At 65.8% G+C, this 13,720-nt stretch carries 13 protein-coding genes; 9 read left to right on the top strand and 4 right to left on the bottom strand.

The genetic code is table 11. The features are described from left to right. Window positions 1-287: 287 nt before the first annotated feature. On the top strand, window positions 288-1,670 hold the full coding sequence (dnaB, locus tag ACFWIX_RS11850; protein WP_377216322.1) for a replicative DNA helicase: 1,383 nt from the start codon (window positions 288-290) through the stop codon (window positions 1,668-1,670). On the opposite strand, the gene ACFWIX_RS11845 is transcribed toward dnaB, so the two are convergent. Both ACFWIX_RS11845 and ACFWIX_RS11840 read right to left on the bottom strand, forming a co-directional pair. Then, a complete protein-coding gene (locus ACFWIX_RS11845) occupies window positions 1,667-2,647 on the bottom strand; it encodes an acyl-CoA thioesterase (protein WP_377216321.1) in 981 nt (326 codons plus the stop codon). The genes dnaB and ACFWIX_RS11845 overlap by 4 nt on opposite strands. 194 nt (window positions 2,648-2,841) lie before the next feature. After that, window positions 2,842-3,276, bottom strand: a complete 435-nt coding sequence (locus tag ACFWIX_RS11840; RefSeq protein ID WP_377216320.1) for a DoxX family protein — start codon at window positions 3,274-3,276, stop codon at window positions 2,842-2,844. A gap of 68 nt (window positions 3,277-3,344) precedes the next feature. Here ACFWIX_RS11840 and ACFWIX_RS11835 point away from each other — a divergent pair, with 68 nt between their 5' ends. The 3 genes from ACFWIX_RS11835 to ACFWIX_RS11825 all read left to right on the top strand — a co-directional run bounded on the left by ACFWIX_RS11835 (window position 3,345) and on the right by ACFWIX_RS11825 (window position 5,756). Further along, the gene (locus tag ACFWIX_RS11835) at window positions 3,345-4,703 is read left to right on the top strand and encodes an MATE family efflux transporter (protein WP_377216319.1); all 1,359 of its coding nucleotides are present in this window, start codon (window positions 3,345-3,347) and stop codon (window positions 4,701-4,703) included. A 4-nt stretch (window positions 4,704-4,707) separates the two neighbouring features. After that, window positions 4,708-5,298 (top strand): hypothetical protein, encoded by a 591-nt coding sequence (locus ACFWIX_RS11830; RefSeq protein ID WP_377216318.1) that lies wholly within the window; start codon window positions 4,708-4,710, stop codon window positions 5,296-5,298. A 98-nt stretch (window positions 5,299-5,396) separates the two neighbouring features. Further along, entirely contained in the window at window positions 5,397-5,756 is a 360-nt protein-coding gene (locus tag ACFWIX_RS11825) for a hypothetical protein (RefSeq protein WP_377216317.1), read from the top strand. Here the strand turns inward: ACFWIX_RS11825 and ACFWIX_RS11820 are convergent. Further along, window positions 5,736-7,136 (bottom strand): Tat pathway signal sequence domain protein, encoded by a 1,401-nt coding sequence (locus ACFWIX_RS11820; protein WP_377216316.1) that lies wholly within the window; start codon window positions 7,134-7,136, stop codon window positions 5,736-5,738. The genes ACFWIX_RS11825 and ACFWIX_RS11820 overlap by 21 nt on opposite strands. A gap of 245 nt (window positions 7,137-7,381) precedes the next feature. On the opposite strand from ACFWIX_RS11820, the gene ACFWIX_RS11815 reads away from it, so the two are divergent. Genes ACFWIX_RS11815 through ACFWIX_RS11795 form a run of 5 tightly spaced genes read left to right on the top strand, consistent with a single transcriptional unit; the run spans window position 7,382 to window position 13,134 of the window. Continuing rightward, the gene (locus ACFWIX_RS11815; RefSeq protein WP_377216315.1) at window positions 7,382-8,674 is read left to right on the top strand and encodes an ABC transporter substrate-binding protein; all 1,293 of its coding nucleotides are present in this window, start codon (window positions 7,382-7,384) and stop codon (window positions 8,672-8,674) included. Window positions 8,675-8,676: 2 nt separating this feature from the next. Continuing rightward, a complete protein-coding gene (locus ACFWIX_RS11810) occupies window positions 8,677-9,669 on the top strand; it encodes a carbohydrate ABC transporter permease (protein WP_377216314.1) in 993 nt (330 codons plus the stop codon). Then, window positions 9,666-10,592 carry a carbohydrate ABC transporter permease gene (locus tag ACFWIX_RS11805; RefSeq protein WP_377216313.1) on the top strand — a complete coding sequence of 309 codons (927 nt, stop codon included), beginning with the start codon at window positions 9,666-9,668 and terminating at the stop codon, window positions 10,590-10,592. Before ACFWIX_RS11810 ends, ACFWIX_RS11805 begins: the two co-directional genes overlap by 4 nt. Next, on the top strand, window positions 10,589-12,073 hold the full coding sequence (locus ACFWIX_RS11800; RefSeq protein WP_377216312.1) for a glycoside hydrolase family 1 protein: 1,485 nt from the start codon (window positions 10,589-10,591) through the stop codon (window positions 12,071-12,073). The genes ACFWIX_RS11805 and ACFWIX_RS11800 overlap by 4 nt, the downstream gene beginning before the upstream one ends. Next, window positions 12,073-13,134, top strand: a complete 1,062-nt coding sequence (locus tag ACFWIX_RS11795; RefSeq protein WP_377216311.1) for a LacI family DNA-binding transcriptional regulator — start codon at window positions 12,073-12,075, stop codon at window positions 13,132-13,134. Before ACFWIX_RS11800 ends, ACFWIX_RS11795 begins: the two co-directional genes overlap by 1 nt. Here ACFWIX_RS11795 and ACFWIX_RS11790 read toward each other — a convergent pair. Continuing rightward, window positions 13,083-13,661, bottom strand: coding sequence for a CGNR zinc finger domain-containing protein (locus tag ACFWIX_RS11790; protein WP_377216310.1), 579 nt, complete (start codon window positions 13,659-13,661; stop codon window positions 13,083-13,085). The genes ACFWIX_RS11795 and ACFWIX_RS11790 overlap by 52 nt on opposite strands. Window positions 13,662-13,720 lie beyond the last annotated feature (59 nt).

The following is a 13,720-nucleotide window of genomic DNA, read 5'->3' as shown; positions in this document are numbered from 1 at the left end:
GAAGGGCGGCTACCGTTGCGGGGTACCCGTTTTCCACTGCCGTGCGCGCGCCCCACAAAGCGGTCTGCGGCACCTGTGAAGGACCGGCGAAGCGACCCCTGTGGAAAACCTGTGGACACTGGGGATAACCATTCCCGCCTCCGGTCTGCGGCCGTTGTCGGTGCAGGCGGGTATACCTGTGCAGGTAGGGCGGGCGTGGAGAACCAGAGGCGGGGATCCGGGGCCGGCCCGGCAGGATGGACAACTATCGGCGCCCCCGGGGCCGGTACAAATTGAGGACGGCAGCATTGTCAATCGCGCACTTGGATACGGTCGAGACCACCCGGGGATCGGACGCGGGCCGGAAGCCTCCCCAGGATATCGCCGCCGAGCAGTCCGTCCTGGGCGGCATGATGCTTTCCAAGGACGCGATCGCTGATGTGGTGGAAATCCTTCGCGGACAGGACTTCTACCGGCCAGCTCACGAAACCATCTACGAAGCCATCATCGACCTCTACGGCCGCGGTGAGCCCGCCGATGCCGTGACGGTCTCCGATGAGCTGACCAAGCGGGCCGAGATCAACCGGATCGGCGGCCCGGCCTACCTGCACGAACTCATCCAGACCGTTCCCACGGCTGCCAATGCCGGTTATTACGCGGAAATCGTTGCCGAACGGGCTGTACTCCGGCGCCTTGTGAATGCCGGCACCAAGATCGTCCAGCTGGGCTATGGCTCGGACGGCGAAGTGGAGGACCTGGTTAACCAGGCCCAGGCGGAGGTCTACGCCGTGGCCGAACGCCGCACCGCAGAGGACTACGTGGTCCTCAAGGACGTCATGGAATCCACGGTGGATGAGATCGAGGCGTCCGGCCACCGCGGGGAAGGCATGACCGGCGTGCCCACCGGCTTCTATGAACTGGATGAGCTGACCCACGGCCTGCACCCCGGCCAGATGATCGTGATCGCGGCCCGCCCGGCCGTCGGTAAGTCGACGTTCGCACTGGATTTCGCACGCTCCGCGGCCATCAAGAACAACCTCTCCACCGTCATGTTCTCCCTCGAAATGGGCCGGAACGAGATCGCCATGCGCCTCCTGTCAGCTGAGGCCACCATCGGGCTGCAGGACCTCCGCAAAGGCACCATCAAGGACGAGCAGTGGTCCAAGATCGCCACCACCATGGGCCGGATGAACGACGCGCCGCTGTTTATCGACGACAGCCCCAACATGTCCCTCATGGAGATCCGGGCCAAGTGCCGCCGCCTCAAGCAGCAGCATGACCTGAAGCTGGTCATCCTGGACTACCTGCAGCTCATGAGTTCCGGCAAGAAGGTGGAGTCCCGCCAGCAGGAAGTCTCCGAATTCTCGCGTGCCCTCAAGCTTCTCGCCAAGGAACTGCAGGTGCCGGTCATCGCGCTGTCCCAGCTGAACCGTGGTTCGGAGCAGCGCCAAGACAAACGTCCCATGGTGTCGGACCTCCGCGAGTCCGGCTCCATCGAACAGGATGCGGACATGGTCATCCTGCTGCACCGCGAAGACGTCTACGACAAGGAGTCTCCGCGCGCCGGAGAGGCCGACATCCTCGTCGCCAAGCACCGTAACGGCCCCACCAAGGACATTGTCGTGGCCTTCCAGGGCCACTACTCCCGGTTCGCCAACATGGCCGGAGACGCCGGCGGCGGCGGCTTCTAGGCTTCGCCCGCCTGCGCCAGCAGGTGGTTCGGAAGCCTGTTGCCCGGTGCAGTTCCGCGGATTTCCAGCAACTCGAGCGCATGCGCGTGCAGCCGCCTGTCCTCCTCGCTGACCGGCACCCAGGCGGGCACCGGCACTGAGGTGCCTTCGTGGTCGCGCGCCACCATGACGGTGAGGCAATAGGTGGTGAGCTGAAGCTCACCGCCCTTGGGGTCGCCCGAGCTGACATGGACGGCGATGTGCATCCCCTTGGTGCCGGTGTAGACCAGGCGCGCCTCCACCTCAACCACGTGGCCAATTAAGAGGGGCCGGTAGAAGCGGACGCCGCCCGAGAACACCGCAACGGTGTCCCGGCCGCAGTAGCGCGAGGCGCAGACATAGGCGGCCTCGTCGATCCACTTCATCACGATGCCTCCGTGGACCTTGCCGCCCCAGTTCACGTCCGTGGGGGCCGCCATGAACCGCAGGGTCACCCGTTCGGCGGTGCCGGCGTCGGTATATTCCTGACGGTTCATGGCTTCGACGATTTGCTCGCGCACCTTGATGCGCGCCAGGGCATGGTCGCGCTCCTCGACTTCCTGCGGAGTGCGTGGTGCAAACTGGGGGACGGGGACGGGCTTTCCGTCCTCGCCGACAGCAACGAAGATCACCAGGCACTGGCTGCGCATTCTTGCCGGTCCGCCCTTGGGATCCCCGGAGGAGACCACGGTGCGGATGTGCATTGAAGACCGGCCGGTGTAGACGATGGTGGCTTCCACCTCCACCATGTCGCCGCTGTTCACGGGGTCGGCGAAGTGGATATTGCCCACGTAGGCGGTGACGCAGTAGGACTTGGCCCAACCGACCGCGGCGGCGTATGCGGCCTTGTCCACCCATTCGAGAACGGTCCCGGCGTCGACGGATCCGCTGTGGCCCACGTCCATGGGCGCTGCCAGGAAGCGGAGGGTCACGGAGTTGGCCGGGCCGGTCTCAGTCATGGTGCCCACTGTAGAACGTGGTCCCGCTCCGCCCCACTTGTGACGCTCTCTCACTTGATGCGCTTTAAGCCGCAACGCTCTCTCACTTCGCAGCCGAAAGACGGCCGGAAGTGAGAGAGCGTTGGCCCACCACTGCCGCTAACTGAGAGAGCGTCGGGTGTTGGGGGCGTTAAGTGAGAGAGCGTCGGGTGGGGTTAGGCGAGGACGGCCAGCTTGGACTGCGAGCGGCCGAACAGTGCGCGGTCGACGGACACGCGGCCGGCGCCGGTCAGGGCCAGCACGAAGGCTGCTGCGCCGAGGAGGAGGACCAGCTCGTAGCCGCCCTTGTCTGCGTAGACGCCGGCGCCGGCGTGGACCAGGAAGAGGGCGCCGAGCATGTCGGCCACCAGGAGGGCGGCGACAACGCGGGTCAGGACGCCCAGGATCAGGGCGATGCCGCCGGCGAGTTCCAGCACGGCGATGACGGGAGCTGCCACCTCGGCCGCCGGGATGCCCATCTGGGAGAAAGCAGTCTGGGTGCCGGCAATGGTCCATTCGTTGAACTTCTGCCAGCCGTGGGCTGCGAAGAGGAAGCCGAGGACGATGCGCAGGGCGGTAATAGCGGTGGTGGTAAGGCTCGATTGGTTCATACTTCAAGTATTCCACCAATTGTTGAAGTGTCAACTAATGTGACGTGGACACAGTTTAAGCTGGCAGCGTGCCCACCCCGTCCCACACCACAGCGCCGCCCGCCCGCCGCCATGCCCGGGACATCCTGCGGCTTGCCGTCCCGGCCTTCGGCGCCCTGGTATCTGAGCCGCTTTTCCTGCTGGCGGATTCGGCCATCGTGGGCCATCTCGGCGTGGCTCAACTGGCAGGCGTTGGCCTGGCGACCGCGGTGCTGCACACCGCCGTCGGACTTATGGTGTTCCTCGCCTACTCAACCACCCCCGCCGTTGCGCGCGCCGTGGGGGAGGGGCGCATGGACAAGGCGCTCGCGGCCGGACGCGACGGCGTATGGCTGGCCCTGGTCCTGGGCTCGGCCCTCGCCGTGGCCGGCTTTACCGCTGCCGGACCGCTCGTGGACCTTTTGGGTGCCGAGGGGGAGGTGCGGGTCTTTGCGGTGGAGTATCTCCGCTGGTCGATGCCCGGACTCGTGGCCATGCTGCTGGTCTTTGCGGGGACCGGCGTGCTTCGCGGGCTGCAGGACACCCGGACCCCGCTGGTGGTGGCCACCGCAGGATTCGGGCTGAACATTGTCCTGAACTTCTGGCTGGTCTACGGCCTGCACTGGTCCGTGGCGGGTTCGGCCGCCGGCACCAGCGTGGCCCAGTGGGCCATGGCCCTGGTCTATGTGCTAATGGTGCGGCGGTACGCCGCCAGCCAGGGCGTCACGCTGCAGCCCTCGTGGCGCGGTGTCCGTGCGATGGCGGGGGTGGGATCGTGGCTGATGCTCCGGACCCTCAGTCTGCGCCTGGCGATCCTTGCCACGGTCCTGGTTGCCACGGCGCAGGGCACGGTGAACCTTGCGGCCCACCAGCTGGCCCTGACGATCTTTTCCTTCCTGGCCTTCGGACTGGACGCCTTGGCCATCGCCGCGCAGGCGCTCATCGGTAAGGAACTGGGTGCCGGCCGCGCAAAACATGCCAGGCTCCTGACCCGGACCATGACCCGCTGGGGCATCGGCATGGGCATCGTTACGGGCATGCTGCTGGCCGCTGCTGCGCCTTGGCTGGGCCGTCTTTTCAGCCCGGATCCGCAGGTGCAGTGGGCGCTCGCCGTGGCACTGTGGGTTGTCGCGGTGGGGCAGCCCGTGGCCGGATACGTGTTTGTGCTGGACGGAGTGCTCATCGGCGCGGGCGACGCCCGCTACCTTGCCCTCGCAGGCCTGGTCAACGTTGCCGCGTACGCTCCGCTGCTCGGCGCTGTAGCCCTGTCCGGCGCCACCGGCCCGGCCGGGCTGGGCTGGCTCTGGGCCGCCTTCGCACTTGGCTACATGGCGGCCCGGGCCCTGACCCTGGGGTTCAGGGCCCGGTCGGACCGGTGGATGGTCTCCGGCGCGGGCGCACTAAACTGAACCGGTGACACAACCACTGACACCATCCGGTACGACCGCCGGTACCAACCCCCGGGCGGACCTCTGGAGGCCCGTCGTGCTCCGCTCCGCAGCGGCACTGGTGTTCGGCGCGGTGACGATCTTCTGGCCCTCTCCCTCCATCGAAGTGATGGGCTGGGCCGGGGGGCTCTACCTGCTGGCCACCGGCCTGACCGTCCTGCGGGGCGTCCCGGCGGCGGGATTCGCCCCGAAGTCCACCCCGGGGAAGCTGCTGTCCGCCGCCGGTTCCGTGCTCGCCGGAGCGGGCTTCGCCGTCGTACTCCTGAATGGTGACCTGCTCTACGCTGTGATCGCCGCGCTCGGCCTGGGCGTTGCCGGAGCCCTGGAATTGGCGTGTGGCCTGAGGTTCCGCGGCCGGCATGTCCTGACGCGCGACTGGATCGCCTCCGGCGTCATCGGACTTGGAACGGCTGCTGCCCTGCCCTTCTTTACCGCACTGGGCGCGCATGCGCTGCTGGGCGTCACTGGGGGCGGCGCGATCATCTCGGGCGTCCTGTGGATCCTGGCCGGACTGACCCTGCGGCACGATGCCCGCGGCACTGCGGCGAAGCCGTAAACTAGGAAGGGCCCGGTTCTACTTCCTGTAGAAACAATGCCGGGAACCACATCACGCAATCCAGGCTGGCCACGCGCCGCCTGCAGGGAGGAATCACCGTGGCAGACCAGCATCCAGGCAAACCGCGCAACCTGCGGACCTCGGTGAAGGGGCCGCTGATGTTCTCCGCATTCTGGGGCGTTGTGGCGTTCGTGGCCGTCCTGATTTTCGCGTCGGGCGGCAGCGCCCGCGAGCCGCGTTTCGACCTCGCGTTCACCGGCGCCGGCATCGCCTTCATCGTCACCCTGGTGATCGCGGCCATGCTCTCCATGAGCTACAAGGAAAACGCCGAGCACCTGGGCAAGGGCTCTGGCGTGAACCTCTCCTCGAAACGCCCCGCCCACGGTTTCGGCGCCCAGGGCGGACAGGAGCCGCCGGCAGCGTCCGACGGCGGCGCCTCAAGTCCCGCTGACCGCTAACCCTCCCAGCTTCATGGGGTTCACCCCGAGTTCGGCCATGACGTACCACGCTGTCGCGCCGACGTGTTGGATCTGGAAGTAGCCGAACCCGAATCCGGAGTCGATCAGGCTGGAAGCGGCGACGAGCCCTCCCGGCGCCAACGGTGTACCACCAACATGTTGGTTTCCCCCCAGCTCTGCCTGGGCTCTGCGAAGCTCTTGGAGCAGCTGGTTGGCCCGGGCACGGTCCCGCGGGGCGCGGCGGTCAGTCAGCGCGGTGGCCAGCTGCGCGGTGCCTTCGAACCAGACGCCGTTCGGGGCGACCTGGCGGTTGTTGTAAACGGCCGTCGAAGTGAGGCTGGCCGAGCTGAACGTCACTCCGGAAACGGCGAAGCCGGCTGGCAGCTCGGAGAACTCTGATGTCGCAGCGTCCGTTGTGCCGAGTGTCCGCTCCGCCCAGTCGAGGGACCCTGCGAAGCGTTGCTCCTGTAGCGTGAGCCAGCTCCAGGTCTGCGGGTCCAGCGGGAGGGGATGACGGTTGATTGTCGACCCGTCGTTGGAGCCGGTGTAGAAGAAACCCTCCGCCGGTTCCCACATGGCTTCAACCAGGCGTGACGCCCTGTTGGCCGCTTCGAGCCAGCGTGCGTCACCGTCGACCTGGTGGAGCATCGTGAAGAACGCCACCGAGTCGATGTTGTGTTCCGTCGAGACGTTGGGAATCCGCTGATCCGCGGCGTCGACGCCAAAGCTGAATCCGCCAAGGGTGCCTTCGTTGATCGCCCGGGTGGTGATCCAGTCCGCGATTCGCTGAGCGCCCCTAAGATATGACTTCTCTCCTGTGGCTTCGTGGAGCTGTACCAGGGCAATTCCGGGCCAGGCCATGTCCCCGACTGCTGTCCCGAGGAAGCCGAACTGCCAGCCGATGTTGGCCGTCCCATCAGGCTGAACCAGGCCGTGCTCGTTCCGGGTTCCGTCGTAGAAGGTGTACGGCCCAACGTTGTAACCCTGGCGCAGCCGGCCGTCGCTGTGTGCCGGATCGTGGGTCTGTGCATAGAGGAGACCGTCACCGATGGTCCGGGCCAGGTCGAGCCGGCCGGCGGGGATGGCTGCAACGATCGCAAGTGCCGAGTCGTAGACGAAGGCGGTGGAGAACAGCCCCAGCTCGTCGGCGTAGCTCTGCGGAAGCCTGGGCTGGTGGAGGGTCTCCGCGTAGGCACCGGTCATCGAGTCGAGGAAGTTCAGCGCACTGCGGACTGGTGGTTGCCGGTGCGGGCGGGTCCGGGGCAATCCGTTAGCGGCTTGGGCCATGGCTGACGGCGCGGCGAAGGTGGCCAAGCCCGCCGAAGCTGCAATCAGCAGGGTGCGGCGGGCCAGTTGCCGGGGGGTGGGACTGATGGTCATGGGGACTCCGTCGTCGAGATGAATGTCCCGACAGAGCCTAGGTGGAAGCGCTCCCATGGTCAAGAGTCCGACGCTTGGCGGGTGCCAGCGACTCCCCTTGACAAGACGCTGTGAAGTGGGACACGATCTGGTGAGAGCGCTCCCACCACTACGTACTCCCTCGCCAGGCTCCATCCCAGCCATGGCACCTCCACCGTCTGTCCCAGCGGGACCGAAACGAATCTTTGACAAAGGAGTCTTATCCTGTGAAAAATCCCAGCAAGTTTTCCGTGCTTTCGGCGGCGGCCGCCTGCCTTGCCCTCTCCCTCACTGGCTGTGGGTCCTCATCCCCTGAGAAGGCCAGCGCGGACGACGCTACCGGTTCCGAGGCCGTCACCCTCACGGTGGGCACGTTCAACGAATTCGGCTACGAAAAGCTCTTTGAGGAATATGAAGAGCTGAATCCGAATGTCACCATCGAGCACAAGAAAGCAGCCACCACTAACGAAGCCCGGGACAACCTCACTACACGCCTGGCCGCCGGGTCAGGGCTGTCCGACATAGAGGCCGTAGAGGTGGACTGGCTTCCGGAGCTCCTGGAGTATCCGGACCGCTTTGCGGACTTGAAGGATCCTGCTGTCGAAGGGCGCTGGCTGGACTGGAAGGCGGAGGCTGCCACCACCGCCGACGGCAAGCTGCTGGGCTACGGAACCGACTCAGGCCCCGAGGCCGTCTGCTACAACGCCGAGCTGCTGAAGAAGGCGGGCATGCCCACGGACCGCGCCGAGGTCGCCAAAATGCTGGGCACCACCTGGGACAGCTACTTCGAAGCGGGCAAGAAATTCAAGGCCGCAAGCCCCGATTCCGCATGGTTCGACTCGGCTGGGGCGATATACCAGGGTATGAGCAACCAGCTTGACAAGGTCTATGAGGAGGAGGACGGCACCGTCATCGCCACGGAGAACCAGAAGGTCAAGGACACGTACAACCAGGTCCTGAAAGCCTCCACCGAGGACGGGCTGTCCGCCCACCTGAGCCAGTGGAGCGAGGACTGGGCCTCAGGTTTCCAGACCGGCGCCTTTGCCACCACACTCTGCCCGGGCTGGATGCTCGGAGTTATCGAGGGCAACGCGGCCGGGGTCACCGGCTGGGACGTCGCCAACGTCTTCCCCGGCGGCGGCGGAAACTGGGGCGGGTCTTACCTGACGGTTCCCACCCAGGGAGGGAACCAGGCCGAGGCCAAGAAACTGGCAGGTTGGCTGACGGCTCCTGAGCAGCAGATCAAGGCATTCACCGCCAAGGGCACCTTCCCCAGCCAGAAGGAAGCACTGGAAAGCAGCGAGCTGCTGGGCCAGACGAACGAGTTCTTCAACGGCGCGCCCACCGGCCAGATCTTCGCCGAACGTGCCAAGGCTGTTTCGGTGACGCCCTTCAAGGGAACCAAGTATTTCGCCATCAATGACGCCATGCAGCAGGCCCTCACGCGTGTGGACGTTGATAAGTCGGACGACGCCGCTTCCTCCTGGGAGAAGTTCGTCACCGCAGTGAAGTCCCTCTAAGCATGGCTGTCACTGACCGGGTCAAGCCCCGGAAGGCCGGGGGACAGTCCCTGCCTCCGGTAGGGACGAACGATGTCCGGCGCCTGGCCTTCTCCCAGCAGGTCTCCAAGTGGGACGTCAGGCTGTCCCCCTACCTCTACATTTCGCCGTTCTTCCTCCTGTTTGCTGTCACCGGACTCTTCCCGCTGGTGTACACAGCATGGGTTTCCCTGCACAACTGGAATCTCATTGGCGGGCAGGGGAAGTTCACGGGCCTGGAAAACTACGGCTTCGTTGTAGCCCAGCCCTACTTCTGGAATGCGGTGGGTAACACCTTCAGCATCTTCATCCTGTCCTCCGTTCCCCAGGTCGTCATCGCCCTGATGATCGCGGCGGTGCTGGATGCGAACCTGAGGGCCAGGACGTTTTGGCGGATGGGGGTTCTGGTCCCGTTCGTCGTTGCGCCGGTGGCGGTGGGCCTGATCTTCAACAACCTCTTTGCAGACCAGTTCGGGCTGATCAACGAGATGTTGAAGGCTGCAGGGCTGGACCCGGTCCGGTGGCATTCTGATTCCCTTGCAAGCCACTTGGCAATCGCCACCATGGTGAACTTCCGCTGGACCGGCTACAACGCGCTGATCTTCCTCGCAGCCATGCAGGCCATACCGCGGGATGTGTTTGAAGCGGCAACCATCGACGGCGCCGGCAGGCTGCGGCAGTTCTTCTCCGTGACCGTCCCCATGCTGCGGCCGACGGTGATCTTCGTGGTGATCACCTCCACCATCGGCGGCCTGCAGATCTTCGACGAACCGCGGGTCTTTGACCAGTCCGGCCTGGGCGGTGCGGACAGGCAGTGGCAGACGCTGACGATGTACATCTGGGAACTCGGCTGGGGCCAGCGCAACTTCGGCAGGGCTTCTGCCGTGGCCTGGCTGCTCTTCGTGATTATCGTCCTGATCGCGCTGCTCAATTTCCTCATTACCAAGCGCATCGCAAGCCAGGGAGGCCGCAAGTGAGCTCCATTCCCATGATTGAGCAGACGGCCGGAAAGGGGGCCGCCCGGGCGGCAGCACGGCGGGGACCGGGTGCGCGGGGTGCCAAGGGTGGCGGGTCCGGCCACGGCAGTGCCCGCAGGCCCGGCTTCCTTACCTACGGCTTCCTGGGTGCTGTGCTCCTGGCGTCCCTCTTTCCGCTCTATTGGTCTTTCCTGGTGGGCAGCCATGACAACACCGTGCTGAGCCGTGGCATCCCGCTGCTGCCCGGTGGGAACTTCCTGGCCAACGCTGCGAAAGTCTTTGACAGCATTCCGTTCTGGAAGGCGATGGGCAACAGCCTTATCGTCTCGTGCGTGACCGCGGCATCCGTCGTCGTGTTCTCCACCCTGGCCGGCTTCGCCTTTGCCAAGCTTCGCTTCCGCGGCAGCAAGGGGCTGCTGGTGTTTGTCATCGCAACCATGGCTGTTCCTACCCAGCTCGGCGTGGTCCCGCTGTTTATCGTGATGTCCAAGCTCGGCTGGACCGGCTCACTCTGGGCCGTCATCGTCCCGGGCGTTGTTACGGCCTTCGGCGTATTCTGGATGACCCAATACCTGCGTGACGCCCTCCCTGATGAGCTCATCGAGGCCGTGCGGATGGACGGGGCGTCCATGATCCAGGCGTTCTGGCACATTGGATTCCCGGCGGCCCGCCCGGCCGCGGCCATGCTCGCGCTGTTCACCTTCGTGGCCACCTGGACGAATTTCTTCTGGCCGTTCATCGTCCTTGACCCGTCAAACCCCACCCTCCCGGTGGCCCTGCAGCTGCTGCAGGCGGCCCACTTCGTGGACTACTCCGTGGTCCTGGCCGGCGCCGTCCTGGCCACCGTCCCGCTCCTGCTCCTCTTTATTGCGGCAGGCAGGCAGCTCGTATCTGGAATTATGCAAGGAGCAGTTAAAGGATGAGTTCCACCCAACTTCCGTTTCCGGAGGGCTTCCTGTGGGGCGCGGCAACCGCTGCCTACCAAATCGAAGGTGCAGCACACGCCGGCGGGCGGCAGGACTCCATCTGGGACGTCTTCGCACGCCAGCCCGGTGCGGTGGCTGACGGCCATAACGGCGACGTTGCCTGCGACCACTACCGGCGCTACAAGCAGGATGTTGCCCTGATGGCCCACATGAACATGAAGGCCTACCGGTTCTCCACGTCCTGGGCGCGGTGTATGCCCGACGGTGTCACCCCCAACCCTGAAGGCCTCGACTTCTACTCCCGCCTGGTGGACGAGCTGTTGGCAGCGGGCATTACGCCCTGGCTGACCCTGTATCACTGGGACCTGCCCCAGGCGCTGGAAGATAAGGGCGGCTGGGCCAACCGGGACACGGCCTACCGTTTCGCCGAGTACGCGGCCCTTATGCACGGCGTCCTGGGTGACCGCGTACGGATCTGGACCACCCTGAACGAACCGTGGTGCTCGGCGTTCCTTGGCTATGCGGCCGGCATCCACGCGCCGGGAAGACAGGACCCTCGGGCAGGGCTGGCTGCCGCCCACCATTTGCTGCTTGGGCATGGACTTGCAGCACGGGAACTCCGCCGGGTGGACCCGGATGCAAACCTGGGCATCACCCTGAACCTGACGGTCCCGGATCCGCGGGATCCCGGCAGTGCGGGGGACAGGGATGCGGCCAGGCGCATCGACGGGCAGTTCAACAGGATTTTCCTGGACCCGCTGTTCAGGGGGGAGTACCCGGCCGACCTGCTGGCTGATGTTGCGCACCTTGGACTGGCTGATCTGGTGCAGGACGGGGACCTGGAGACCATTTCCACGCCCCTGGACCTGCTGGGCGTCAACTACTACCACGGGGAATCCCTCACGAAGGACCCGGTGGACGTGAGAGAAGAAGCCGGCGCGCAGACGACGGCGGCTCCCGAACAGATTGCCCGCCCGGTGTCCTCACCCTTCGTGGCAGCTGACGGCGCGCGGTCGGTACCCCGCGGTCTGCCGGTGACGGGAATGGGCTGGGAGGTCCAGCCGGAGGGTCTGCGGCGTCTGCTCAACCGGCTGCAGGCGGAGTACACGGGTCCGGCAGGGATCCCCGTGTACATCACGGAAAACGGTGCAGCCTACGAGGACGTCCCCGACGACGCGGGGTTCGTCGACGACCAAAACCGGCTGGGGTTCTTTGCATCCCATCTCCAGGCAGTTCATAGTGCCATCGCAGACGGCGTGGACGTCCGCGGCTACCTTGCGTGGTCCCTGCTGGACAACTTCGAGTGGTCCTTCGGCTATCACCAGCGCTTCGGTCTGGTCCGGGTGGACTACGCAACGCAGGAACGCATCCCTAAGGCCAGCGCCTTGTGGTACTCGGCGGTGGCGGCTTCCAATACCGTTCCGGCCAGCAGCAGCGCCGTCCCCCCATCGGAGCCGGGTGTCGTATTGTCGGTGTAATGAACGAAAAGTCCCGCCGGTCCGGCCTCCTGCAGGCCGGGCGGCCCAGTCCGACGCTTGAGGATCTTGCCACGGCCGCTGGAGTCTCCCGCTCCACCGCGTCCAGGGCGATCAATGGCGGGCTGAAGGTCAGCCCGGAAGCCCAGGCCGCCGTCGATGCCGCCATCGTGGCACTCGGATACACGCCGAACCGCGCGGCCCGGAGCCTGGTGACTAAGCGAACCAATTCGGTCGCGCTGGTCATCCCGGAGCCGGATGCACGGGTCATGATGGATCCGTTTTTCGCAGCCGTCATTACTGGCGTGAACGAGGCCCTTCGCGAGACGGACATGCAGCTGGTCCTCCTCATGTCCCGTGCCGGGGACGACTCTGCGCGCACCATACGGTACCTGCGGGGCGGCCATGTGGACGGGGCCATCGTGGTGTCCTTCCACAAGGCCGACGACTGGGCGGAAGCCCTCGGCACGGCCGGCCTGCCCACCGTCTTCATCGGCCGGCCCTGGGCAGTGGGCTTCGGACTCCCGTACGTGGACCTGGACAACTTTGAGGGCGGCCGGCTGGCAGCCAGGCACCTGGCCGCCACCGGTCGCACCCGGCTCGGGACCGTGGCCGGCCCTGCCGACATGACAGCCGCCGTCGACCGTTTGGAAGGATGGCTGCAGGGGCTGCGGGAGGCCGGGCTGCAGCCCGGCCCCGTCATCCACGGGGACTTCACGACGGCGGGCGGCGCCGAAGCGGCACGGGACCTGTTCTCTGGGTCGCCCGGGCTGGACGGTGTTTTCGCCGCCTCTGACCTGATGGCGCTGGGCGTCATTGAAACAGTGCAGGGCGAGGGCCGGAAGGTTCCGGAGGACGTGGCCGTGGTGGGGTTCGACAATCATGCCCTCCTGGCCGCCAATGGGCTGGGCCTCACCACGGTGACCCAGCCGATGGTCGACATGGCCGCCACGGCAGGCCAGCTCCTCATCCGCGCCATTGATGATCCGGAGCTGCACCTGGAACCGGTCATCTACCCGGCTGAGCTCGTGGTGCGCGGCAGCACCCCGCCCCCGGAGGCCTGACGGGCTCGATAGGCCGCGACGTGCACGCGGTTGGCACAGTTCCCGGTGTCGCAGTAGCGCTTTGACCGGTTCCGGCTGAGATCCAGCACTGCCGCGTTGCAGTCCTCCGCCTCGCACCTTCGCAGCCGGTCCATCTCTTTGCCGCGGACCACATCCGCCAAGGCCATGGCCGCCTCCGTGCTCATCCTGTCCGCCAGCGGTGCATCGTGCGTGGTGGCGTGCAGGTGCCAGTCCCAGCCGTCGTGCCGGACCAGCTGGGGGAGTGCGTTGGCTTCCCGGAGCAGCCGGTTGATGATCTCCACGGCGGCAGCCTGGTCCGCGGTCCACAATTCCGCCAGTTGGCCCCTGAGCGCATGCACGCTGGCCAGTTCCGCGGCGTCCCGCGTGCGGGAACCCGTGAATCCCTCCTCCTCCAGAAACACGTCCAGGTCCGCCACGGAAGCAAGCCCTTCGCTGCCGTTGGCTGCGGAGTTAATGAGGTTCACCACGGTGCGCAGCGCCATCTCGGTGTCAGGGGCAAAGACCATCTTGACTCCTTACAGGGAGGAAGCGTAGTGTCAGGGGCATTACCCTACTTTACTCCTGA

The sequence above is a fragment of the Pseudarthrobacter sp. NPDC058362 genome (genome assembly GCF_042723515.1).
Lineage (GTDB): Bacteria > Actinomycetota > Actinomycetes > Actinomycetales > Micrococcaceae > Arthrobacter.
This window is presented reverse-complemented; position numbering and strand designations above follow the sequence as displayed.